This window comes from Plantibacter auratus (genome assembly GCF_050587365.1).
In the GTDB taxonomy this organism is placed as follows: domain Bacteria; phylum Actinomycetota; class Actinomycetes; order Actinomycetales; family Microbacteriaceae; genus Plantibacter; species Plantibacter auratus.
Genome location: NZ_JBOBFV010000001.1, coordinates 736,775 through 759,944 on the forward strand (window position 1 = coordinate 736,775; position 23,170 = coordinate 759,944).

The 23,170-nt window shown below is 69.7% G+C and carries 24 protein-coding genes; 6 read left to right on the forward strand and 18 right to left on the reverse strand.

Annotation, left to right across the window (positions count from 1 at the left end; translation table 11 throughout):
- Window positions 1-53 precede the first annotated feature (53 nt).
- From rimM to rpsP, 3 genes are read right to left on the reverse strand one after another with little or no spacing between them, the layout of a single operon-like run.
- Complete coding sequence (rimM, locus tag ACQ3HE_RS03400; RefSeq protein WP_236555410.1) at window positions 54-701, reverse strand: ribosome maturation factor RimM; 648 nt, start codon at window positions 699-701, stop codon at window positions 54-56.
- On the reverse strand, window positions 702-953 hold the full coding sequence (locus ACQ3HE_RS03405; protein WP_064296312.1) for an RNA-binding protein: 252 nt from the start codon (window positions 951-953) through the stop codon (window positions 702-704).
- Window positions 954-955: 2 nt separating this feature from the next.
- On the reverse strand, window positions 956-1,381 hold the full coding sequence (gene rpsP / locus ACQ3HE_RS03410) for a 30S ribosomal protein S16 (RefSeq protein ID WP_064296311.1): 426 nt from the start codon (window positions 1,379-1,381) through the stop codon (window positions 956-958).
- Window positions 1,382-1,632: 251 nt separating this feature from the next.
- Between rpsP and ACQ3HE_RS03415 the strand changes: the two genes are divergently transcribed.
- Complete coding sequence (locus ACQ3HE_RS03415) at window positions 1,633-2,775, forward strand: glutamate--cysteine ligase (protein WP_430891333.1); 1,143 nt, start codon at window positions 1,633-1,635, stop codon at window positions 2,773-2,775.
- Between the two features lie 10 nt (window positions 2,776-2,785).
- On the opposite strand, the gene ACQ3HE_RS03420 is transcribed toward ACQ3HE_RS03415, so the two are convergent.
- Together ACQ3HE_RS03420 and ffh are read right to left on the reverse strand one after the other, a co-directional pair.
- Window positions 2,786-3,166 carry an META domain-containing protein gene (locus ACQ3HE_RS03420; protein ID WP_430891334.1) on the reverse strand — a complete coding sequence of 127 codons (381 nt, stop codon included), beginning with the start codon at window positions 3,164-3,166 and terminating at the stop codon, window positions 2,786-2,788.
- A 16-nt stretch (window positions 3,167-3,182) separates the two neighbouring features.
- Window positions 3,183-4,736 carry a signal recognition particle protein gene (ffh, locus tag ACQ3HE_RS03425; protein ID WP_064296308.1) on the reverse strand — a complete coding sequence of 518 codons (1,554 nt, stop codon included), beginning with the start codon at window positions 4,734-4,736 and terminating at the stop codon, window positions 3,183-3,185.
- Window positions 4,737-4,839: 103 nt separating this feature from the next.
- Between ffh and lipB the strand changes: the two genes are divergently transcribed.
- Both lipB and lipA read left to right on the forward strand, forming a co-directional pair.
- Window positions 4,840-5,514: a lipoyl(octanoyl) transferase LipB gene (gene lipB, locus ACQ3HE_RS03430; protein WP_159878371.1), complete on the forward strand. Its 675-nt coding sequence runs from the start codon at window positions 4,840-4,842 to the stop codon at window positions 5,512-5,514.
- Window positions 5,511-6,527 (forward strand): lipoyl synthase, encoded by a 1,017-nt coding sequence (lipA, locus tag ACQ3HE_RS03435; RefSeq protein WP_430891335.1) that lies wholly within the window; start codon window positions 5,511-5,513, stop codon window positions 6,525-6,527. Before lipB ends, lipA begins: the two co-directional genes overlap by 4 nt.
- Before the next feature lie 24 nt (window positions 6,528-6,551).
- On the opposite strand, the gene ACQ3HE_RS03440 is transcribed toward lipA, so the two are convergent.
- From ACQ3HE_RS03440 to ACQ3HE_RS03450, 3 genes are read right to left on the reverse strand one after another with little or no spacing between them, the layout of a single operon-like run.
- Window positions 6,552-7,052, reverse strand: a complete 501-nt coding sequence (locus tag ACQ3HE_RS03440) for a DUF2004 domain-containing protein (protein WP_079705645.1) — start codon at window positions 7,050-7,052, stop codon at window positions 6,552-6,554.
- A complete protein-coding gene (ftsY, locus tag ACQ3HE_RS03445) occupies window positions 7,052-7,930 on the reverse strand; it encodes a signal recognition particle-docking protein FtsY (protein ID WP_064296361.1) in 879 nt (292 codons plus the stop codon). Before ftsY ends, ACQ3HE_RS03440 begins: the two co-directional genes overlap by 1 nt.
- Window positions 7,931-7,984: 54 nt before the next feature.
- Window positions 7,985-11,656: an AAA family ATPase gene (locus ACQ3HE_RS03450; protein WP_430891336.1), complete on the reverse strand. Its 3,672-nt coding sequence runs from the start codon at window positions 11,654-11,656 to the stop codon at window positions 7,985-7,987.
- 149 nt (window positions 11,657-11,805) lie between these two features.
- Here ACQ3HE_RS03450 and ACQ3HE_RS03455 point away from each other — a divergent pair, with 149 nt between their 5' ends.
- On the forward strand, window positions 11,806-12,888 hold the full coding sequence (locus tag ACQ3HE_RS03455; RefSeq protein WP_430891337.1) for a GNAT family N-acetyltransferase: 1,083 nt from the start codon (window positions 11,806-11,808) through the stop codon (window positions 12,886-12,888).
- 3 nt (window positions 12,889-12,891) lie between these two features.
- On the opposite strand, the gene mutM is transcribed toward ACQ3HE_RS03455, so the two are convergent.
- The 6 genes from mutM to ACQ3HE_RS03485 form a co-directional block, all read right to left on the reverse strand.
- Window positions 12,892-13,782 carry a bifunctional DNA-formamidopyrimidine glycosylase/DNA-(apurinic or apyrimidinic site) lyase gene (mutM, locus tag ACQ3HE_RS03460; RefSeq protein WP_430891338.1) on the reverse strand — a complete coding sequence of 297 codons (891 nt, stop codon included), beginning with the start codon at window positions 13,780-13,782 and terminating at the stop codon, window positions 12,892-12,894.
- A complete protein-coding gene (gene rnc / locus ACQ3HE_RS03465; protein ID WP_086473824.1) occupies window positions 13,766-14,443 on the reverse strand; it encodes a ribonuclease III in 678 nt (225 codons plus the stop codon). The genes mutM and rnc overlap by 17 nt, the downstream gene beginning before the upstream one ends.
- A 91-nt stretch (window positions 14,444-14,534) precedes the next feature.
- Complete coding sequence (gene rpmF, locus ACQ3HE_RS03470; protein ID WP_056006932.1) at window positions 14,535-14,744, reverse strand: 50S ribosomal protein L32; 210 nt, start codon at window positions 14,742-14,744, stop codon at window positions 14,535-14,537.
- Window positions 14,745-14,747: 3 nt separating this feature from the next.
- The gene (locus ACQ3HE_RS03475) at window positions 14,748-15,260 is read right to left on the reverse strand and encodes a YceD family protein (RefSeq protein ID WP_079706272.1); all 513 of its coding nucleotides are present in this window, start codon (window positions 15,258-15,260) and stop codon (window positions 14,748-14,750) included.
- A gap of 111 nt (window positions 15,261-15,371) precedes the next feature.
- Window positions 15,372-15,854 carry a pantetheine-phosphate adenylyltransferase gene (gene coaD, locus ACQ3HE_RS03480; RefSeq protein WP_064296302.1) on the reverse strand — a complete coding sequence of 161 codons (483 nt, stop codon included), beginning with the start codon at window positions 15,852-15,854 and terminating at the stop codon, window positions 15,372-15,374.
- Window positions 15,855-15,873: 19 nt separating this feature from the next.
- On the reverse strand, window positions 15,874-18,042 hold the full coding sequence (locus tag ACQ3HE_RS03485) for an ATP-dependent DNA helicase RecG (protein ID WP_079705642.1): 2,169 nt from the start codon (window positions 18,040-18,042) through the stop codon (window positions 15,874-15,876).
- Window positions 18,043-18,113: 71 nt separating this feature from the next.
- Here ACQ3HE_RS03485 and ACQ3HE_RS03490 point away from each other — a divergent pair, with 71 nt between their 5' ends.
- Window positions 18,114-18,686: an RsmD family RNA methyltransferase gene (locus ACQ3HE_RS03490; RefSeq protein WP_137241887.1), complete on the forward strand. Its 573-nt coding sequence runs from the start codon at window positions 18,114-18,116 to the stop codon at window positions 18,684-18,686.
- Between the two features lie 63 nt (window positions 18,687-18,749).
- Here the strand turns inward: ACQ3HE_RS03490 and thiL are convergent, their stop codons facing one another.
- Window positions 18,750-19,766: a thiamine-phosphate kinase gene (thiL, locus tag ACQ3HE_RS03495; protein WP_430891339.1), complete on the reverse strand. Its 1,017-nt coding sequence runs from the start codon at window positions 19,764-19,766 to the stop codon at window positions 18,750-18,752.
- A gap of 25 nt (window positions 19,767-19,791) precedes the next feature.
- On the opposite strand from thiL, the gene ACQ3HE_RS03500 reads away from it, so the two are divergent.
- Window positions 19,792-20,283 (forward strand): DUF3515 family protein, encoded by a 492-nt coding sequence (locus tag ACQ3HE_RS03500; RefSeq protein WP_086473578.1) that lies wholly within the window; start codon window positions 19,792-19,794, stop codon window positions 20,281-20,283.
- A 21-nt stretch (window positions 20,284-20,304) separates the two neighbouring features.
- Here the strand turns inward: ACQ3HE_RS03500 and ACQ3HE_RS03505 are convergent, their stop codons facing one another.
- From ACQ3HE_RS03505 to ACQ3HE_RS03515, 3 genes are read right to left on the reverse strand one after another with little or no spacing between them, the layout of a single operon-like run.
- Entirely contained in the window at window positions 20,305-21,396 is a 1,092-nt protein-coding gene (locus tag ACQ3HE_RS03505) for a D-alanine--D-alanine ligase family protein (RefSeq protein WP_430891340.1), read from the reverse strand.
- Complete coding sequence (locus ACQ3HE_RS03510) at window positions 21,299-22,390, reverse strand: NAD(P)H-dependent glycerol-3-phosphate dehydrogenase (protein ID WP_229938610.1); 1,092 nt, start codon at window positions 22,388-22,390, stop codon at window positions 21,299-21,301. Before ACQ3HE_RS03510 ends, ACQ3HE_RS03505 begins: the two co-directional genes overlap by 98 nt.
- 37 nt (window positions 22,391-22,427) lie before the next feature.
- Window positions 22,428-23,168, reverse strand: a complete 741-nt coding sequence (locus tag ACQ3HE_RS03515) for a lysophospholipid acyltransferase family protein (RefSeq protein ID WP_086473580.1) — start codon at window positions 23,166-23,168, stop codon at window positions 22,428-22,430.
- Window positions 23,169-23,170: the final 2 nt, after the last annotated feature.

Below are 23,170 nucleotides of genomic sequence, written 5' to 3' on the forward strand. Positions count from 1 at the left end.
CGACGCCTCCGTCGTGGGTGTTCCGAGCCGGGAGAACCGACTCGGAACGCGATCTACTGCTCCGGCTGCGACGCTCCGGTGTCGTCCTGAGCCTCGTCGGAGGCCTCGGATTCGGCTGGGCCGGCCGTCGTCGTCTCGGGGGCGTCGTCGGCCTCCGGGAGTTCCTCGAACAAACCGGTGGGCGGCGTGACCGTGACGATCCCGGCAGCGATGTCGACCGTGGGGACGATCGCCTTCACGAACGGGACCATGACCTCGCCGTCGCCGGTCTTCACGATCAGGAGGTCCTGAGCCGGGAAGTGGTCGACGCGAGCGACGGTACCGACGGCGACGCCGTCGCGGTGCACGGCCAACCCGACGAGCTGGTGGTCGTACCACGCGTCGTCGTCGACCGGTAGCTCGGTGGGGTCCTGCTCGACCCAGAGGATCGCTTTCACGAGGGTCTCCGCCTCACTGCGATCGGAGATGCCGACGAAGAAGGCGACCGGCTGGCTGTTGTACCAGCGCAGTTCGATGAGCTCGAGCGTCTTGCCGCGCCACTTCGATCCTGCGGGGACCTGGAGCGTGAACGTCGCGCCCGGGGTGAACCGGTGCTCCGGCTCATCCGTGTAGAGCTCGACCTTCAGGGCGCCCTTCAGGCCATGGGCTTTCGTGAGCCGACCGACCCGCAACTGGGTCTTCGGCTCCGTCTCGTCCGCCACCTACGCGCTGGCGCCGGAGGCGTCCGTGTCGACCACGTCGACCCGGACCCGCCGACCGTCTGCCAGCGCTGCCACGAGGGTGCGCAGGGCTTTGGCCGTCCGGCCGGCACGACCGATGACCCGGCCGAGGTCCTCGGGGTTCACACGAACCTCGAGGACCTCGCCACGGGCGGAGTTCTGTGCCGTGACGCGAACGTCATCCGGGTGATCGACGATCCCCTTGACGAGATGTTCGAGCGCGGGAGCGAGCAAGACTACGCCTGCTCTGCTTCAGCGGCGTCGGCAGCGGGCGCCTCGGCCTCGGCCGGAGCAGCCTTGGCCGCGGGGGCCTCAGCCTTCGGCTTGAGGACGGGCTTCTTCTTCTCGTCGGCGACGAAGGCGGCCTTCGGCTCCTTGACGCGGACCGTGCTCACGGCGTCCTTGTCGCCCTTGAACTTGCCCCAGTCACCGGTGAGCTTGAGGAGTGCTGCGACCTGCTCGGTCGGCTGGGCGCCGACGCTGAGCCAGTACTGCGCACGCTCGGAGTCGACCTCGATGAACGAGGGCTCCTCGGTGGGGTGGTACTTGCCGATCTCCTCGATGACACGACCGTCGCGCTTCGTGCGCGAGTCTGCGACGACGATGCGGTAGTACGGCGCACGGATCTTGCCGAGACGCTTGAGACGGATTTTGACAGCCACGATTCTCCTGAATGATGTGATGTTTGATGTGCTCGCTGACGAAAGGTGGGGCCACACGCTCGACGCGAAAACTGTGGTTGCTGCGGGCGTCGGATAGAGGGTCGAACTCCGCGCAGACTCAACTCTCTATTCTGCCAGACATCGGGCGATCTGGGTAATCCGGCGACACCGATACCGGATGACCCCTCCACCCCGTGTGAAGATGGGCTGGCGCGTGGCATCCGGCCGCGCCCTGCGGGAGGTCGACGCCAATGCCCATCGAGTTCGCCAGATCCGAGCGTTCGACCGTCGGCCTCGAATGGGAGGTCGCCCTCGTCGACCGCGACACCGGCGATCTCGTCGGCGCAGCGGACACCGTCCTGTCGGAACTTCGCACGAGCGACGGTTCCGATCATCCGCAGATCACCAACGAGCTGCTGCTCAACACCGTCGAACTCGTCTCGGGTGTGCACCACACGGTCCCCGAGGCGATCGCGGACCTCGAGGGCCAGCTGGCCGAGGTGCGGGCGATCACGGATCCGATGGGCGTCGAACTCATCTGCAGCGGTTCGCACCCGTTCGGCCAGTGGTACGACCAGCAGGTCACCGACAAGCCCCGCTACCACAAGCTCATCGACCGCACCCAGTGGTGGGGCCGCAACATGATGATCTGGGGCGTGCACGCGCACGTCGGCGTCGAGACGGTCGACAAGGTCCTCCCGATCATGAACGGACTGCTGACCTATCTGCCCCACCTCCAAGCGCTGTCGGCGTCCAGCCCCTACTGGGGCGGGGTCGACACCGGGTACGCGTCGAACCGCGCGCTCATGTTCCAGCAGCTCCCGACGGCGGGCCTCCCCTACCAGCTCTCGGACTGGGAGCAGTTCGAGGCCTACGTCGACGACATGACGGTGACCGGCATCATCGAGGACCACACCGAGGTCCGCTGGGACGTTCGACCGTCGCCGCAGTGGGGCACGGTGGAGATGCGCGCGTGCGACGGAGCGTCGACCGTCGCGGAGTTCGGCGCCCTCGCCTCGCTCATCCACTGCCTCACCGAACACCTGTCCGACCGCCTCGACGCCGGAGAGCGCCTGCAGACCCTGCAGCCGTGGTACGTCCGCGAGAACAAGTGGCGTGCGGCGCGGTACGGCCTGGACGCCGAGATCATCCTCGACTCCTCGGGCCACGAGCGCCTCGTGACCGACGACCTGCACGACCTGCTCGACACCCTCGCGCCGGTCGCTCGCCGGCTCGGCTGTGCGGACGAACTGGCGAGCATCGCCACGATCATCGAGCACGGCGCGAGCTACCAGCGACAGCTCGCCGTCGCCCACGCGAACGGCGGCAGCCTGCAGGCGGTCGTGAGCTCGCTCGCGAAGGAGCTGCGACACGGGGTCCAGCCCTCCGCCTGACGAGGCGGCATCACTCAGCGCGGTCGAGCGTCCCGATCCGCGTGCCGGCGTCGTCGGTCACGGTCAGGCGCCCGCCGTCATCCGAGAGCGTCGCCTGTGCGATCCCCCGTAGCCAGGAGTCGACGCCCGGACACGCCATCAGGGTGCCCGCGACGTCGGAGACGACGAGCGCGTCGTCCTCGGCGCGCCAGGAGCCGGAGAGGCTGTTGCAGCCGTCCGAACCACTCACGCGACCGTCGTCGGTGAACACCAGGTGCGGGTCGGCAGCGCCGGTCCCTTCACCCCAGGTGCCCAGGACGCGTTCGCCCGGAGACGGCGCGGAGCACCCGGCGAGCAGTCCCGCGGCCAGGACGACTCCGACGACCGAAGCCGCTGCCCTCAGCGCGCGCATACCGCCTCCGCTCGACTCAGCGACCCAGGAACTTCTGCAGCTCGGCGAGCTCCGCCTCGGTCGGGGCTGCCGATCCCGACGACGAACCGCCGCCGAGGCCGAATCCAGCACCCGTAGCGGCGGCCTGTGTCTCGACGGCGCCGGCGTTCTCCGCCGCGCGCTTGGCCGGGTTGCCTGAGCGGGAACCCTTCTTCTTGGCCTGCGGCTTCGGTCGGTTCGTCCGTGCACCGGGGACCGGACCCATCCCGGGGATGTTCGGCACGCCACCCTTGGCGACGGTCTTCATCATCTTGGCCGCCTGCTCGAAGCGGTTGACGAGGGCGTTGACCTCGGTGACGGTCATGCCGGAACCCTTGGCGATGCGCAGGCGCCGGGATCCGTTGAGGATCTTCGGGTTCGTGCGCTCGGCCGTGGTCATCGACTGGATGATGGCCTCGGTGCGGACGATCTCGCGCTCGTCGAAGTTCTGGAGCTGCTCCTTCATCTGCCCCATGCCGGGGAGCATGCCCATCATCTTCTTGATGGAACCCATGCCGCGCAGCTGCTGCATCTGCTTGAGGAAGTCGTCGAGCGTGAAGGAGTCGGTCGCGAACTTCTCCGCGACCTTGCGCGCCTCCTCCTCGTCGAAGTTCTGCTGCGCCTGCTCGATGAGGGTGAGGATGTCACCGAGATCGAGGATCCGGCTCGCCATGCGGTCGGGGTGGAACGGCTCGAAGTCGTCGAGACCCTCACCGGTCGACGCGAACATGATGGGGCGTCCGGTGACCGAGGCGATCGAGAGTGCCGCACCACCACGGGCGTCGCCGTCGAGCTTCGAGAGCACCACACCGGTGAAGTCGACGCCGTCGAGGAAGGCCTTGGCCGTCGCGACCGCGTCCTGACCGATCATCGCGTCGATGACGAAGAGGACCTCGTCGGGATCGACCGCCTTGCGGATGTTCGATGCCTGCTTCATGAGCTCGGCGTCGACGCCGAGTCGTCCGGCGGTGTCGACGATGACGGTGTCGTAGAGCTTCTGCTCGGCGAACCGGACGCCGTCGCGGGCGACCTTGACCGGGTCGCCGACCCCGTTGCCGGGCTCGGGAGCGTAGACGGGGACGCCCGCCTGCTCCCCGACGACCTGGAGCTGGTTGACGGCGTTGGGGCGCTGGAGGTCGGACGCGACGAGGAGCGGCGTGTGGCCGTCCTTCTTGAGCCACTTGGCGAGCTTGCCCGCGAGTGTCGTCTTTCCGGCGCCCTGGAGCCCGGCGAGCATGATGACGGTCGGCGGCTTCTTCGCGAACTCGAGACGGCGCTGCTGTCCGCCGAGGATCGTGACGAGCTCGTCGTTGACGATCTGGACGACCTGCTGCGCCGGGTTGAGGGCCTTGCTCACCTCGTCGCCGAGGGCGCGCTCGCGCACGCGACCCGTGAAGTCCTTGACGACGTCGAGTGCGACGTCCGCGTCGAGGAGGGCGCGACGGATCTCGCGGACGGTGCCGTCGACATCGGCCGCGGAGAGCTTGCCCTTGGTGCGGAGGTTCTTGAACGTATCCGCGAGGCGGTCAGAGAGTGTGCCGAACGTTGCCATGATCCCTCCAGTTTAGGGCAGACCGCGGCGCGACCCGGTCGATCGCCGCCACGGTCAGAAGATGAGTATTTGGACGGCGTCCAACAATGCTATCGTGGCCGCCATGACACAGCTCCTCATCGCCGGGCTCGCGCCCGCATTCGTCCCGTACCGCGAGGGTTGGGCGCTGCAGCGTCGGGTCCATGAGGCGGTCGTCAGCGGAGCAGGGCCGGAGCACCTCATCCTGTGCGAACACGAGCCCGTGTACACGGCGGGCAAGCTGACCCGTCCCCACGAACGTCCCGACGACGGCACACCGGTCGTCGAGGTCGACCGCGGCGGCCGCATCACCTGGCACGGACCCGGACAGCTCACCGGCTATCCGATCGTCCGCCTCCCGGAGCCGGTCGACGTCGTCGCGCACGTCCGCCTGCTCGAGGAGGTCATGCTGCAGACGATCACCGGGCTCGGCGTCACCGGCCGCCGCATCGACGGACGGTCGGGTGTCTGGGTCGACCCCGTCGCCGGTGGACCGGCCGCGAAGATCGGCGCCGTCGGTGTCCGGGTGCAGGCGGGGGTCACGCTGCACGGGTTCGCGCTCAACTGCGACAACGCCCTCGAGCCCTTCGGCCACATCGTCGCGTGCGGCATCGCCGATGCCGGGGTCACCACGATCAGCGCCGAACTCGGTCGACGGATCACGCCGAGCGACGTCGCCGAGCGCGTCTCCGAGATCTTCGAAGCGCTCCGGCCCGGTTGGACGGCCGCGTCCGTGACCACGATCGGAGCGGCCGCGTGAGCGGCTGCGGCGCACCGGCACCCGTTCCCACGGCGGACACCGGCGGACGGAAGCTCCTGCGACTCGAGGTCCGGAACGCCCAGACCCCCATCGAGCGGAAGCCCGACTGGATCAAGACCCGCGCGACGATGGGACCCGAGTACCGGCAGCTCCAGGCGCTCGTGCAGGAGGAGGGCCTCCACACGGTCTGCCAGGAAGCCGGCTGCCCGAACATCTTCGAGTGCTGGGAGGACCGCGAGGCGACCTTCCTCATCGGAGGGTCGCAGTGCACGAGGCGCTGCGACTTCTGCCAGATCGACACCGGCAAGCCGGCCGACTACGACCGTGACGAGCCACGGCGGGTGGCCGACTCGGTGCAGCGGATGCGGCTGCGTTACGCGACCGTCACCGGTGTGGCGCGCGACGACCTCCCCGACGAGGGGGCGTGGCTGCACGCCGAGACCGTCCGGCACATCCATGAGACGAACCCGGGGACGGGGGTCGAGATCCTCGCGACCGACTTCTCCGGCAACCCCGACCTCCTCGGCGAGGTGTTCGCCTCCCGACCCGAGGTGTTCGCACACAACGTCGAGACGGTCCCACGCATCTTCAAGCGGATCAGGCCCGCCTTCCGCTACGAGCGCTCCCTCGACGTCCTGACCCAGGCGCGCGCCGCCGGCCTCATCACGAAGTCCAACCTCATCCTCGGGATGGGCGAGGACCGGAGCGAGATCAGTCAGGCGCTCGAGGATCTGCACGAGGCCGGCACCGACATCATCACCGTCACCCAGTACCTCCGGCCGACGCCTCGACACCTCCCCGTGGACCGCTGGGTCAAGCCGCAGGAGTTCCTCGAGATCAAGGAGGAGGCCGAGGAGATCGGGTTCCTCGGTGTGCTCGCGGGACCGCTCGTCAGATCGTCCTATCGCGCGGGACGCCTCTGGGCGCAGTCGATGACAGCCAAGGGCCGCGAGGTCCCCGAGGGACTGCAGCACCTCGCAGACGCCTCACTCGGCTTCGCCCAGGCGGTCTGAGGCCGACGCCTCGACCTGCCGGGCTCAGTCCTCGCTCGTGACCCCGGTGACCTCGCCATCGGAGGTGTACGCGACCATGAGCACGCCGTCGAGCTGGTCCGCGTCGAGCGAGTACTCGAAGATCGCGAACGCCTCGTCGCCGTTGTGCTGATGCGGCGCGAACCCGACGCTCAGCAGCGTCATCGACCGGATGACGTCGACGTCGCGGTCTCCGGACTCGTCGACCAGGACGTCCGGCAGGGACTCCCCCAGCTCCTCGACGGCCTGGATGATGTACTCGGTCACCTCGGAGGTACGGTCGTCGACCTCGCTCAGCATCGCCTCACGCGAGCGCAGGTCGAAGCCCTCGAGGGCGAGGATCATCGCGGCCGCGAGGTCGAGTGCGTCGGCAGGGATGTCGTCCTCGTCGGGGGCGCTCAACGAGATGGAGACGGACTGCTCGCCGACGTCGATGTTGTCAGACCAGTAGACGCCACCACCAGGCTCGGTCGCGATGATGCCGAAGTAGTCGTGTTCGATCGCCATCAGCTGCCCACCAGGTTCTGTGCGAAGACGTGCGGCGTGAAGCCGGTGAGGTCGCCGATGCCCTCACCCTGGCCGACGAGCTTGATCGGGATGCCGGTCTTCTCCTGCACGGCGAGGACGAACCCGCCCTTCGCGGAGCCGTCGAGCTTCGTCAGGACGAGCCCGGTCACCCCGGCGTGCTCGATGAACGCCTGCGCCTGCGACAGACCGTTCTGACCGGTCGTCGCGTCGAGGACGAGGAGGACCTCGGCGATGGGCGCCTGCTTCTCGACGACGCGACGGATCTTGGACAGCTCGTCCATGAGCCCGCCCTTCGTCTGCAACCGACCGGCGGTGTCGATGATGACGATCTCGGTGCCGGTCTGCTTGGCGTACTCGATGGTCTGGAAGGCGACGGACGCCGGGTCCTGTCCCTGCTGCTGGGGGCGGACGATCTGTGCGCCCGCGCGCTCCGCCCACGTCGCCAACTGCTCCACGGCAGCGGCACGGAAGGTGTCCGCGGCGCCCACGACGACGGTGCGGTCGTAGTTGCGCAGGAACTTCGCGAACTTGCCGATGGTGGTCGTCTTGCCGACCCCGTTGACGCCGACGACGAGGACGACCGCCGGACGCTCGCTGAGCTTCAGCGTCGTGTCGAACTTCGACAGCCGCTCCTCGACCTCTTCGCGCAGCATGCGCTGGAGGTCGCGCGGGTCGGTGGTGCGGTAGCGGTCGACGGAGGCGTGCAGGCCCGTGACGATCGACTCGGTGACGTCAGGACCGAAGTCGGCGCCGATGAGCGCGTCCTCGAGGTCCTCCCAGGTGGTCTCGTCGATCGTCGGACGTTGGAACATGCCTTTGAGGGCACCGGAGAGTGACCAGGGTGTGCGTGCAGCCATGGTCTCAGCGTAGCCGTCGGCGACGCGGTCCCGTCGCGTGGGGACGAGACCGGATCAGCTCGCGCGTTCTGCTGCCACGCGCTGACCGACGACGGCCGACACCCCGTCCTGGCGCATCGAGACGCCGTAGAGGGCGTCGGCGATCTCCATGGTGCGCTTCTGGTGCGTGATGACGATGAGCTGGCTCGTCTGACGGAGGTCCTCGAAGATGGTGAGGAGCCGCCCGAGGTTCGCGTCGTCGAGGGCCGCCTCCACCTCGTCCATGATGTAGAACGGGCTCGGTCGGGCTTTGAAGATGGCGATGAGCAGGGCGACCGCGGCGAGCGAGCGCTCCCCGCCCGACAGGAGCGACAGGCGCTCGATCTTCTTGCCGGCGGGTTTGACCGACACCTCGATGCCCGTGGTGAGCATGTGTTCGGGGTCGGTGAGCGAGATGCTGCCGGTGCCGCCCGGGAACAGGATCGGGAACACCTCGGTGAAGGCGGCTTCGGTGTCGGCGAACGCCGAGGCGAAGATGACCTCCATCTTCCCGTCGATGTCCTCGATGATCGACAGCAGGTCGGCGCGGGTGCTGGTGAGGTCGGCGAGCTGTTCGGTGAGGAAGCGGTGGCGCTGTTCGAGTGCCGCGAACTCCTCGAGCGCGAGCGGGTTGACCCGGCCGAGTTGAGCGTAGGTGCGCTCCGCCGCGGCGAGGCGCTTCTGCTGCTCGGCGCGGACGTAGGGCGTCGTCGGCACGTCGTCCGACTCCTCGGCAGGTTCCTCTACCGGCTCGACGTCCGGCGTCACGGAACCGTCGGCAGGTGCCTCGGGTGCCTCGTCCGAGTCGGGCGTCGTCGTCTCGGGCGAGCCCTCCGGACCGGTGTCGTCCGCCGGTCGCAAGGCCGAGCGGGCGGTCGCGCGGGGTGTCGGAGGGTCGACGGGAACCGGAACATCGGGCCCGTACTCCGCGACGAGCACGTCCTCGACGAGCCCCAGCTCCGACCCGGCGCGCTCGAGCAGCCCGGACAAGTGGAGCTTCTTCTCGTAGATCTGGAGTTCGAGGCCGTGGACGCTCTCGGTGACGACCTGCAGCCGCTGCCGGAGCGTGTGCTCCTCGCCGCGCAGTCGCACGAGCTCGGCGTTCCGGCTGGACCGCGTCGCCTCGGCTGCCGCGAGCGCGACGCGGGCCTCGGTGACCGACCGGTCGACCGAGTCGAGGACGGGCGGGAGTGCCTCCGTCACGGCGGTGGCGGCCGCGGCCTGGCGCGCACGGATGACGGCACGCCGAGCCGCTTCCTCAGCTGCCGCCTGGTCGGCCTGCCGCTGCCGCTCGAGGTTCGCGACCGCGAGCTCCTCCGCCCGCACGCGTTCGCGCGCGGTCTCGAGGAGGAGGCGGTGCTGCACTTCGGCCTCGCGCGCCGCGTCAAGTTCGGCGGAGAGCCCGTCGCGTGCCGACACGTCGAGGAGCGGTCGTGGACGCGCGCGAGCGGTGTCGTGGTCCAGATTGGCCCGCTCCACGGCGGCAGCGGCGTCGGCGACGGCCGCCTCCGCCGTCCCGGCAGCGGCGAGCAGGCGGTCGTGTTCGGCCTCCGCGGATTCGTATCGGACCGTGACCCGGTTCACGCGCTCGGCCTGTGAGGCACGGGTGGCGTCGAACTCGCGGAGGGCGCTGAGCGCAGCCTGCGCAGTCTGCTTCGCCTCCTGCAGGATCGTGCGCTGCTCGGCCAGTGCGAAGCGCGCCCGTTCGATGAGCGACTCGACCTCGCCGTGTCGATCGGCTGCCGCATCGCGTTCGGCCAGCAGTTCGATGCGGCTCTGCGCTCCGCCGCTCCCCCCGCGGACGATGCTGTCCGTGACGACCGCGCCGTCACGGGTCACGAGGGTGAACGCGCTGAGTGACGAGCCGAGTCGGTCGTACGCCGCGATCGCGTCGTCGAGCGAGTCGACGACGAGGACCGAGGCGAGGATCCCCAGCACGCCAGGAGGGGCCTCCACCAGCTCGGCAGCCGAGGTGAACCCGGCGGGCGCGTCCGGGACGTCTCGCGCACCGTCGGCGATGACGATCTCGACCCGGCCGAGATCCTGATCGGCCGCGTGATCGAGCGCCCGCCGGGCAGCGTGCCGGTCGACGGCGACGGCGGCCTCCGCGAGCGTGCCGAGCGCTGCGGCCACAGCCGACTCGTGGCCGGGTCGGACCTGCACCCGGTCCGCGACGATCCCGTCGATCCCGTCGAGACCGCTCGATGCGAGTTCGGCCGAGCCGGTCTTGAGGTCGAGGGCGCGCGAGAGTGCACTGGTCTTGGCACCGAGCGAATCGCGTTCACGTTCGAGGGTGTGGAGCTGCTCGCGCAGGCCCTCGATCTCCCCTTCGGCCTCCGCCGCGCCGCGTTGGGCCGCCTCGTAGGCGTCGTCGAGTCCGGAGTCGGCGGCGTCCGCCAGGGTCGGGTCGTCCTCGAGCGCCTCGTACTCCAGCCGTGCCGCGTCCAGACGGAGGGCAGCGGCGTCGATCGCGTTCTGCTGGCGCAACGCCTCGCCACGGACCGCGGCGAGTTTGGACCCGGCGGCGTCGACGGCTCCAGCGAGCTTGGAAAGCTCCAGGTCGTGTCGTGACACGAGCGCGCTCTGCGCTGCGATCTCGACGTCCACCGCGTCGAGTGCGGCACGCTTCGCGCGGGTGTCCGCCTGCGCCTCCTGCAACGCGCGCTCCGCGTCGGCGACCGCCACCCGCAGTCCGTCGATCTCCGCGGTCGCGTCGGCGACCATCTGCTTCGTGATCCGCGGTTCGGCGGCCGTCGTGTCCGTCGAAGAACCGAGGAGCGCCAGCCGCTGGTTGGCGAGCGTGTACAGGTTCCGGAGGCGCTCCTGCACGCTCTCGAGCTCGAAGGTGATCCGGCGGGCGTCGTCGACCGCGTCGCCGAGTTGTGCCTGCTCGATCCGGTTGATCCGCAGTTCCGCCTGTTCCAGCTGCTCCTGGAGGACGAGGCGCTCGCTGTGGCGCTCGCTCTCCGACCGGTTGTGCTCGTCGAGGGAACGCCGGAGGCTCACGACGTCGTCCGCGAGGATCCGAGCGCGGGCGTCGCGGACGACCGCGGCGATCGTCTGCGCCTCCCGGGCGATCTCCGCCTGACGACCGAGCGGCTTCAGCTGCCGGCGGATCTCCCCGGCGAGGTCGCTCAACCGCGTGAGGTTGGTCTGCATCGCCTCGAGCTTCCGGAGCGTCTTCTCCTTGCGTCGGCGGTGCTTCAGGATGCCAGCCGCCTCCTCGATGAAGCCGCGGCGCTCCTCGGGCGTCGCCCGCAGCACCGCGTCGAGCTGTCCTTGCCCGACGATGACGTGCATCTCGCGGCCCAGCCCGGAGTCGCTCAGGAGCTCCTGGACGTCGAGCAACCGGCACGTGTCGCCGTTGATGGCGTACTCGCTCCCGCCGTTGCGGAACAGGGTGCGGCTGATCGTCACCTCGGTGTACTCGATGGGCAGTGCGCCGTCGCTGTTGTCGATGGTGAGCGTGACCTCGGCTCGACCGAGCGGGCCCCTGGTCGACGTGCCGGCGAAGATGACGTCCTCCATCTTGCCGCCGCGGAGGGTCTTCGCCCCCTGCTCGCCCATCACCCAGGCGAGCGCGTCGACGACGTTCGACTTGCCGGAACCGTTGGGACCCACGACGCAGGTGACGCCCTGCTCGAACGCGAAGGTGGTGGGGTGCGCGAAGGACTTGAACCCTTTGAGCGTCAGGCTCTTCAGGTACACGCGCACCTCCTCTCCCGCGTCGCGGATGCTGTGCACTACGGTAGCGAATCCGCGGACGGACGAGGGACACCACGCTGTGCCGGCCCGCCGGGGCGGTCGTAGCATGGACCGCATCACCCAGGACGGCCTGGCGTGGGAGGGAGTCGACGATGCGCGTCACGATCGACGAGGTCGAGATCCCGGCGTCCGGGAGCTCAGCCGTGTTCGAAGCGGTCCAGGAGGTCGCGAACACGCTCGAAGCGGAGATCTGGTCCACCGACGACTTCGCCCTGACCTCCGCAATGACCCTGCCCGAGTACCGCGACCAGCGGTTCCAGCGACGCGTCCTGCTCGCCGCCGTCCTCGACGGCCGTGTGGTCGGTCGTGGCTGGCTCGGGTACGGCACCGAAGCCGACGCGGCGACGGCCTCCCTGGACGTCGGCGTCCTCCCCGACGCGCGTCGTCAAGGGATCGGCACAGCGCTCCTGTCGGAGCTGGAGCGACGGGCCCTCGCGGCCGGTCGCCCGACGGTGACCGCCTTCACCCAGCACGCCGTCGACGACATCCCGGCCGGCGAACCGCTCCTCGGTGCGAGCGTCGGCGATCGGGCGATCCCCGCGAACGCCGCGGCCAGCCGGTTCATGCTCGATCGTGGATACGCCCTCGCGCAGGTCGAGCGGACCAACCGCTGCGACCTCGCCACGACGCTCGGGGAGCTGCCGGACATCGTCGCGACGTCGACCGCCCGAGCCGGACACGAGTACCGCCTCGTGCACTGGGTGGACCGCACCCCCGACGAGCTGCTCGGATCACTCGCCACGGCCCGCGAACACATGGCGACGGACATCCCGGCCGCCGATCTGGAACTCGACCCCGAGGTCTGGACGCCCGAGCGGGTCCGCGCCCGCGAGGCACAGCTGGCGGCGTCCGGCGACCACGCGATCGTCGTCGCCGCCGTCCACCGCGACAGCGGCGCGGTCGCCGGGTACAGCGAGCTCGTCCTCGGCGAGGGCAAGGAACACGCGGAGCAGTGGGACACGCTCGTGCTCGCCGACCACCGCGGACACGGCCTCGGACTCTGGATGAAGGCGGCGAACCTCCTCGCACTCGCCGATCAGGCACCCGAGCGGTCCCGGATCTACACGTGGAACGCCGACGAGAACGAGCACATGCTCGCGATCAACGACCGACTCGGTTTCCGCATCGTCGGCTACTCCGGAGAGTGGCAGCGCCGACTCCCCCGCAGCGACTGATCGTCAGGTGCGGCGCTGGCACACGGGACAGCGGTGCGAGCCCCGGTTCATGAACTGCTCGCGGACGATGAGCGTGCCGCAGCGCGCGCACAGTTTGCCCTGCCTGCCGTAGGCGTTCAGGCTGTGGGCGAAGTACCCCGCCTGACCGTTGACGTTCACGTACTGGGCGTCGAAGCTCGTCCCGCCCTCGGCCAGGGCCTTGGCGAGCACGGCACGGACCTCCTCGAGCAGCCGGCCGGCGCGCCCGAGCCCGAGACGGGCGGTCTCCTGCTCGGGGTGGATGCGCGCCGCCCAGAGCGACTCGTCCGCGTAGATGTTGCCGATCCCGCTGACCAGGGTCTGATCGAGGAGCGCCCGCTTCACGCCGGTGCGCTTCTCGCGCAGTCGTCGGAGGAAGACGGCGTCGTCGAAGGCCGGGTCCATCGGGTCGCGGGCGATGTGCGCGACCTGGTCGGGCACCATCGCGACCTCGTCTCCGAGTCCGCCTGCGGCTCCGTCCGTCGTCGGGACGAGCGCGGTCACCGCCATGGAGCCGAAGATCCGCTGGTCCACGAAATGCAGCCAGAGCTCGCCGTGCTCGGGATGCTCCAACTGCAAGCGGATGCGCAGAAGTCGGTCGGCGTCATCGCCAGGTGACCGGAGCAGCATCTGCCCGCTCATGCCCAGGTGACCGACGATCGCCTCATCGTCGTCGAGGGGGAACCAGAGGAACTTCCCGCGTCGGACGGCAGATCGGATGGTCCGTCCCGTCAGCCGTGCGGTGAAGTCCGCGACACCACTCGCGTGGCGGCGCAGGGAGCGTTCGTCGAAGACCTCGACGCCGGCGATCGTCGCGCCGCTGACGGCGGGCTCCAAGCCGGCGCGGACGACCTCGACCTCAGGGAGTTCCGGCACTGATCCTCGACCAGGCTTCCAGGGCCGCCGCCATCTCGGCGTGCTTCTTGCTCGTGCCGGAGCCCGTCGCCGTGACCGCGGTGCCCACGGTGACCGTCGCGACGAACCGTCGGTTGTGATCGGGGCCGGAGCTGGCGATCTCGTAGACGGGCGCCGGCGCACCGATGGCCGCGGCGGCCTCCTGGAGGCTCGTCTTCGGGTCCATCGCCGCGCCGAAGCGCTCAGGGTTCTCGAGGAGGGGGTTCACCAGGCGCAGGACGAGTGCCGTCGCGGCGTCGGGTCCGGCCGACAGGTACGTCGCGCCGATGACGGCCTCCATCGTGTCGGCCAGGATGGACGCCTTGTCGCGGCCTCCGGTCTGGTCCTCGCCCTTGCCGAGCTTGATCCGCTCGCCCAGACCGATCGAACGCGCGACCTCGGCGAGCGCGATCGTCGAGACGAGGCTCGCCCGACGCTTCGCCAGCTGCCCTTCGTCGAGGTGCGGGAAGTCGCGGTAGAGCATGACGGTGACGGCCTGCCCGAGGATCGAGTCGCCGAGGAACTCGAGGCGCTCGTTGTGCGGGAGTCCACCGTGCTCGTACGCGTACGAGCGGTGCGTCAGCGCCAGGTCGAGCAGCTCGTACGAGACGTCGACACCCAGTTGCCGTGCGAAAACGACCACACCGGGATCGGTCTCCGATACGGAGCCGATTCCGGTGTGGTCGGAATGATTCGTGTTCACGCTGTTCGAACGCGGACGTTCAACGCGCGGATCAGACGTCTGCGACCTTGCGGCCCTTGTACTCGAGGTACAGGGCGGTGCCCTGCGAGTCCTCGACGACCTTGGCGCGGTGCGGCAGGCTGTACGTGACGCGGCCGTTCTCCACCGTCTTCACGAGCGTCGGCACGGCGGCCTTCCACTGCGAGCGACGCGAGCGGGTGTTCGAGCGCGAGACCTTCCGCTTCGGGGGGTTTCCAGCCATGATCTATCTCTCTTCTGTGTCTGCAGCGGCGCGCTGGGCGCTACTGGCGTCTGTGTCAAGTACGGAGTCTGAGGACAAGCCCGCGAGCGCAGACCAGCGAGGATCTGCGACGTCGTGAGGGTGTCGTTCCGGACGTTCGGCCAGCCGCTCACCGGTCTCGGGGTCGAGTCCGGGGCAATCCGGCTGGCACACCGGCTGAAACGGTAATGCGAGAACTACCGCATCTCTGACCAGAGGTTCAAGATCCACGTGGTCGTCGTGAACCTCGAAGTCAGACGCTTCCGAATTAGGATACGCGAAAAGTTCCTGAATCTCGACTTCGACAGGCAGTTCGATGTCGCGGAGGCAGCGTCCGCACTCGCCGGTCGCCAGTGCGTCGACGTCGACGGTCACGAGGATCCCCTCGTGCACGGACTCGAGACGCACCTGCTCGGAGAGCGTCGTGCCCTCCTGGACGGCGACCAGACCCTCGCCCCAGCGCTCGGCGAGCACCACCTCGAGGTCGTGCTCGCGCATCTCCCCGGGACGGTTCACCAGATCGCGCACATTGACGCTGAACGGCGAATTGTTCGTTCTCTTCCTAGTCACGATCGACGATTCTACGCCGAACCCGACCGGGAGGACGCCCTAGCCCTCTTGGAGGAAGGTCGCCACCACCTGCGGGACGTACGGGCTGACATCGCCACCGAGCGCGGCCACCTGCCGGACGAGTGAACTGGAGACGTGCGCGTGCGCGGGATCAGGCAGGAGGAAGACCGTCTCCACGCCGGCGAGGCTGCGGTTCATGATGGCCATGGGCGTCTCGTACGCGACGTCGACCTGCGAGCGGATGCCCTTCACGAGCACGCTCGCGCCGACGTCCGTGCAGTAGTCGACGAGCAGGCCGACGTTCCACTGCGCGACGACGATGTTGTCGGGCAATCCGCCGTCGGCGATGGAGCGCTCGAGCAAGGACACCCGCTGCGGCATCGGCAGCAGCGCGGACTTGTCGGGGTTGTGCACGACCAGCACGTGCAGTTCGTCGAAGATGCGCGCCGCCCGCTCGATGACATCCAGGTGACCGAGGGTGACTGGGTCGAACGATCCGGGGACGACGGCGATCCGCTTCATGTCGCCAGCCTATCGGTGCTCAGTTCTTGGCGAGCGCGGCGCGGTCGGATTCGTCGAGGCGTCGGCGGAGCGCTTCGGCCAGCACCGGGTGGTCGGCGAGGTCGGGATCGGTGTCGAGGAGCTCGGCGGCATCCGCCCGCGCCTCGATGATGACCTCGCTGTCGTGCACGACCCGGAGCAGCTTGAGCGAGGACCGCCCGCCCGACTGCATGCTGCCGAGGACGTCGCCCTCGCGCCGCAGCTCGAGGTCGACCTGCGCGAGGTCGAAGCCGTCGAGCGTCGCGGCCACCGCGTCGACGCGCTCGCGTGCGGTGCTCTCCGCCTCCGCCGCGGTGACGAGCAGACACAGCCCCGGGACGCCGCCTCGACCGACGCGTCCGCGGAGCTGATGGAGCTGCGACACCCCGAAGCGCTCCGCGTCGAGCACGACCATCGTCGAGGCGTTGGGGACGTCGACGCCCACCTCGATGACCGTCGTCGCCACGAGCACGTCGATCTCACCGGCGGCGAAGGCCCGCATCGTCCGGTCCTTCTCCTCCGCGCTCATCCGGCCGTGGAGGACGTCGATGCGTCGCGACGCGAGCAGCGGGTGGGTACGCAGCTGCTCCACCGTGGTGAGCACGGATGCGATCGGGCGCGCCGGGTCGGCGTCCTCCTCGAGTTCCTCACCGGGCTCGACCTCCTTGGCGTCGATCGCCGGGCACACCACGAACCCCTGCCGCCCCTGCGCGAGTTCCTCGGCGAGGCGCTCCCAGACGCGGGAGATCCACCGCGGGTGATCGGCCAGGGCGACCACGAAGCTCTCGATCCCCTGCCGCCCGCGTGGCAGCTCCTTGATGATGCTGACGTCGAGGTCGCCGAAGACGGTCATGGCCACGGTCCGTGGGATCGGCGTCGCGGTCAGCACGAGGACGTGCGGCGGTGTGCGTCCCTTCTGGCGGAGCTGGTCGCGCTGCTCCACGCCGAAGCGGTGCTGTTCGTCGACGACGACCATCCCCAGATCGGCGAAGGTCACGGCGTCACCCAGCAAAGCGTGCGTCCCGATCACGATCCGGGCCTGGCCGGCGACGATCCGCAGCAGCGCCCGTTTGCGATCGGACGTCGGCAGCTGGCCGGTGAGCAGCGTCGGCATGAGTTCGGCCGAGAGGTCGGGGCCGAGCGAACGGACGATCGACCGCAGGTGCTGCGCCGCGAGGACCTCGGTGGGCGCCAGCAGCACCGACTGTCCCCCGCTGTCGGCGACGGCCGCCATGGCCCGGAGGGCGACGAGCGTCTTGCCCGAGCCGACCTCGCCCTGGACGAGCCGGTTCATCGGATTGGGCTGCGCGAGATCGGCCGCGATCTCCGTGCCGACCGTTTGCTGGTCGCCGGTCAGCTCGAACGGGAGCGCGGCATCGAGGCGCTCGAGGTAGCCGCCGGCTTTCGGCACGCGGGGTTCGGCCGCCAGCGCACGGGTGGCGGCGCGCTGCTGGAGCAGGGCCGTCTGGAGGAGGTACGCCTCCTGGTACCGCAGGCTGCGGCGACCGCGCTGCCAGTCACGATCGACCGTCGGGCGGTGGACGGCACGGATGGCGGCGTCGAAGGAGAGCTCACCCCTCGCCGCCCGGACCGACCGCGGGACGGGGTCCTCCTGCGGCGGCAGGGCGTCCAGAACCAGCTCGACGGATTGTCTGAGGTTCCAGCTCGTGATCGTGCTCGTCGCCGGGTAGATCGGGATGGGGGCCTCCGACCACGCCTTCGCCTGGGCGTCGGCGAGCGCCGGGGCTTCAGCGTCGTCGGGGAAGATCTGGTACTGCGGGTGGGCGAGCTGATAACTGCCGCGGTAGTCGCCGACCTTGCCTGCGAAGATGCCGCGGAGTCCCGGCCGGAGTTCGTTCGCGCGCCAGGGCTGGTTGAAGAAGGTCAGGTTGAGCCGACCCTGACCGTCGGAGATGACGACCTCGAGGATGGAACCCTTGCGTTGCTTCATCTGGCGGTCGCGGACCTCGAGGACGTCGGCGACGATCGTCACGTCCTCGCCGAGCGGCAGCAGGCCGATGACCGTCAGCTCGCCGCGCTTCGCGTAGCGACGCGGGTAGTGCTCGAGGAGGTCGCCGACGGTCTCGACGCCGAACGCCTTCTGGAGTGCCGTCGCGGTTCGGCCGCCGAGGACACCGCCGAGCTTCGTGCCCAGCTCGATCCCCGTCATGCCGTCGATTCTATTCCGGACCTCGGACACCGCGGTTCGCCCGGCTTCGCGCAGCCTGCGAGGATGGGACCATGGCCGGCATCAGGATCATCTCGGGTTTCGCCGGATCACGCACGATCCGGGTCCCGGGCAGCGGGACACGACCGACGAGCGATCGCGTCCGCGAGGCGCTCTTCTCCGCGCTGGAGGCCCGCGACGTGCTCGCCGGAGCCGAAGTGCTCGACCTGTACGCAGGGTCGGGGTCGCTGGGGCTCGAATGCGCCAGCCGGGGTGCCGCCGTGGTCACCCTCGTCGACCGCGGGTCTGAGGCCGCGAAGCTGTGTCGGGACAACGCGAGGATCGTGACCTCGGCAGCACCTCGCGCTGCGGCACCACGCATCACGGTGCATGCCAAGTCGGTCGGCGCCTATCTGTCCGGGGCGACGGTCCCGTCCGACCTCGTCTTCATCGATCCCCCGTACGACCTCCCCGAGGCGGAGCTCACGGCCAACCTCGCCGCGCTCGTCGGTCTGGTCACCGACGACGGGCTCGTGCTCGTCGAGCGGAGCTCCCGCTCGCCCGAACCGACCCTTCCCCCAGCGCTCGAGGTCTTGCGGAAGAGCACCTACGGCGAGACCGTCGTCTGGTGGATCACGCCGGTCTGAGCCACCGCGTCACCGTCACCGCGTCTCCGCGGGTCTTCGCGCCACGGCGGCCGGCCACACCGCTCAACCGGACGCGTCGTCCCAGTCGCGGTAGGGGTCCCAGCCGGCGCGACCGTCGTAGGCCACACCGTCGACGAGGACCCCGGCACCGGTCCGGGCCGCGCCGATGGCCCGGAAGCCTGCGGGGATCGTGGTGGCGGACGGGAACGTCGCCAGGAGGGAGTGGTCCTCGCCGCCGGCGAGGGCGAGCGCCACGTCGGCACCCAGGTCCTCAGCCCGAAGGTCGATCGCGACCCCACTCGCCCGCGCGAGGCGACCGGCGTCGAGCGCGAGCCCGTCCGACAGGTCGAGCATCGCCGTGGCACCGGCGACGGCGGCGACGACACCGGCGGCGATCGGTGGCCGTGGTGCGAGTTGTGCCTCCACCTCGACCCGGTGATCGCGTCGCAGGCCGGCCGCTGCGTCGACCGACGGCACGCCGTCGGCGTCGACCCCACGTGAGAAGAGGAGTCGCAGGCCTGCCGCAGCCGAACCCAACTCCCCCGCGACCGCGACCACGTCGCCGGGTCGCGCTCCGTCACGTCGAACGGGGGCACGACCCTCCAGGTCGCCGAACGCCGTCACCGCGATCATGAAGACGTCGGACACGGCCAGATCGCCGCCGACGACACCGCAGCCGGGCGCGAGCTCGGCACAGGCGTCGCGCAGTCCGTCTGCGAACCCGTCGAGCACGGCGACCGGCAGGTGCTTGGGCATGGCGAGTGCGACGACGAGTGCCGTCGGACGCGCCCCCATCGCCGCGACATCTGCCAGGTTGCTGGCCGCAGCCTTCCACCCCAGGTCGTGGGCGCTCGACCACGCCAGCCGGAAGTCCGGCCCATGGATCATCGTGTCCGTCGTGACGACGAACCGACCGTCCGGCGCCAGGACGACCGCGGCATCGTCACCCGGCCCGAGGAGTTCGGCGTCGGCGTGCGGCAGGCGAGGGAAGATGCGCTCGAGCAGCTCCCCCTCGGCGAGGTCCCCGACACAGGGCCCGACCGTTCCGTGATCGTCGGAGGCGCTCCCAGACTCGTTCATGGGATCAACGGTAGCCTGGTGGGCGATGTCCCCGATTCGTGTGCTCCTCGCCACCGCCCTCGCCGCAGCCGCAACCCTGGCCCTCGCCGGCTGCGCGCCCGCCGTCGCGCTCGAACCCGCCGCCGATGCGAACAACCCGCAGTGCGCCGAGGTCACGGTGCGTCTGCCCGACGTCGTCGCCGAACTGCCCGAGCGAGGGACCGACGCCCAGGCCACCGGCGCCTGGGGCGATCCCGCGACGGTCCTCCTGCACTGCGGGGTCGCGATCCCCGGCCCGACCACGCAGCAGTGCCAGTCGGTGAACGGCGTCGACTGGATCATCGACGACGCCGACGCGCCGAACTACCGGTTCACCACCTTCGGGCGCACGCCCGCGGTCGAGATCGTGCTCGACGGCGACGCCGTCGCCAGCAGCACCGTCCTGGCTGATCTGGCGCCTGCCGTGTCCGTGCTCCCCGTCACCGGGAAGTGCACCGCCCTCGGCGACGCCGAGCTCCCGATCCCCACCGACGGCTGAGGGTTCCCGACGCCACACCGTTCAGGAGCGGGCGCGCGCGACCTCGATCAGCTCGGTGATGAGCTCGGGGTAGCTGAGCCCCGAGGCCAACCAGCAGCTCGGGAACATCGAGATCGGGGTGAACCCAGGCATGGTGTTGACCTCGTTGACGACGAAGCCGTCCGCGGTCAGGAAGAAGTCGACCCGGGCGAGCCCTGCGCAGCCCAACGCCTCGAACGCCCGACGCGAGAGGTCCTGCATCTCCGACAACTGCTCGGGACGAAGGTCGGCGGGGCAGACGAGCTCGATACCGGGTGCGTCGAGGTACTTCGCCTCGAAATCGTAGAAGTCGCGTCCGGTCACGACGACCTCGCCGGCCACCGAGACCCGAGGTGCCTCGCCGGGGAGGGACTCGAGGACCGCACATTCGACCTCGCGGCCCACCAGACCGGTCTCGACGAGCACGGTCGAGTCCTCGGCGAGGGCCAGTTCGATCGCTGCACGGAACGCGTCCGGCGTCGACACCTTCGACACGCCGACGCTCGAACCGGCTCGCGCCGGCTTCACGAACGCCGGTGACCCGAGCGATCCGAGCGATGCGAGCACCTCCTCGGGTGCCGTGGCCCACTCGTGGGCGGTGAACCGCACCCAGGGCGCGACGGCGATCCCGGCGGCCTGGAGCACCGTCTTCGTGAAGTGCTTGTCCATGCCGAGGGAGGACGCGAGGACGCTGGAGCCGACGTACGGGAGGTCGACGAGCTCGAGCATGCCCTGCACGGTGCCGTCCTCGCCGAACCGGCCGTGGAGGATCGGGAAGACGATGTCGATGGGGCCGAGGGTGAACGGGACGCCGTCCTCCCCGACCACGGTCAGCTCACGGCTGCCGACGCGCTCAGGCCAGCGCACGGCCGGCCGCGAGGGGTCGACCTCCGGCAAGTGCGCGGGGTCGAGCGCGTACCGGCTCGGGTCGTCGACCTCGAGGACGTACGAGCCGTCGTGGGCGATCCCGACCGGGTAGACGTCGTACCGTTCGCGGTCAATCGCGGCGAGGACGCCGCCCGCCGTTGCGCAGCTGATCGAGTGCTCGCTTGAACGGCCTCCAAAGAGCACCACCACTCCGGTCTTGTGCGTCATCGTTGCTTCTCTCCCCCTGGGGTTCGTCGTCGTCGGTCGTGAGGTGCGGTGCGATGTCCTTCGGGTCGAGCGTGCCGTCGAGCACCTGCTTGACCTGTTCGACGATGGGCATCGCGACCCCCTTCGCCTTGGCCAGCTCGAGCACCGGTGCAACGGACGCGAGCCCCTCCGCGGTCTGCTGCATCTGTTTGACGACGTCGTCGAACTGATACCCCTGGCCGAGCAGACGCCCCGCCGTGTTGTTCCGGGACAGCGGCGACTGGCACGTCGCGATGAGGTCGCCGAGCCCGGCCAGGCCTGAGAGGGTCTCCGGCTGCGCGCCGTGGGCCACCGCGAAGTCGGTCATCTCGACCAGCCCGCGGGTGATGATGGAGGCCTTCGTGTTCTCGCCGTAGCCGACACCGTCGACGATGCCGATCGCGACGGCGATGAGGTTCTTGAGCACACCACCGAACTCGGTACCGATGACGTCGGTGTTCACGAAGCTGCGGAAGTACCGGTTGCGCGCGAGGAGCGCGACCGTCTGCGCCGTCTCGAGGCTCTCCGAGGAGATCACGGCGGCCGTCGGCTGCTCGCGGGCGATCTCGAGCGCGAGGTTGGGGCCGGAGGCGACGGCGATGCGTGACGGGTCGATGTCGAGGGTCTCGCGGATGACCTCGCTCATCCGGGATCCGCTGCGACGCTCGACGCCCTTCATGAGCGAGACGACGATGGTGCCGTCCTCGAGGTGCGGGCGGAGCGCGATGAGGTTGTCGCGCAGGGACTGGCTCGGGACGGACAGGAACACGACCGAGGCACCGCGCACGGCGTCGACCATGCTCGCGGTCGCCGTCATCCGCATCGGCAGGTTGATCCCGGGCAGGTAGTCACTGTTGCGCTTGGCTTCGGTGATCTCGCGAGCGAGCTCGGGCCGTCTGGCCCACATGACCACGTCGGAGCCACCGTCCGCGAGGATCTTGCCGAACGTCGTGCCCCAGCTGCCCGCTCCGAGCACGGCGACCCTCGTGGCGGCCGGTGGTTGCGGAACGTTCCTAGGACTCAAAGCGGCCTGTCTCCTTCTGCTGGTGTTTCGAGGGATCCCAACGCTCCGTGGGAGCTTGAGCACCGCGGAGTTCCTCGCAGAGGGCGGTGATGGCCTGCATGACGACCTCGGTCGCCTCGTTCAGCGTCTTCGAGTCTAGCTGCCGCCCGGCGAAGGCCGAGAGGTCCACCGGCTCGCCGATGGCGACCTCGACGCGCTTCCGCAACGGGAACACCCGCAGTTTGCCGTACCGCGGCATGACCTCCTGCGTGCCCCAGTGCGCGGCGGGGATGATCGGCAGGCCGTGCGTGAGCGCGATCCGGACCGCGCCGGTTCGCCCGCGCATCGGCCACAGGCCCGGGTCGCGGGTGAGTGAACCCTCGGGGTATACGACGACGCCCTGACCGCGTTCGGTCAGGTGTGCTGCAGCGCTGACCGGGTCCATCCCGCGGGCTGAACCCTCGCGCTCGACGGGGATCTGTCCGGACTTCCGCAACAACCACCCGACCACCGGGACCGTGAACAGACTGCCCTTCGCCATGAAGCGGGGCTGTCGCCCGAGCCGCCAGACGGCCACGCCCATGATCAGCGGGTCGAACTCGCTGTCGTGGTTGGGCGACAGGATGAACGGCCCCTCCTGCGGCAGGCGTTCGCCGTGCCGGACGCGGAGCTTGACGAGAGCACTGAACGGCGGGATCGCGATCGACGACAGCAACCAGTAGATCGACGGCCTCGACCGTTCCACCCCCACGG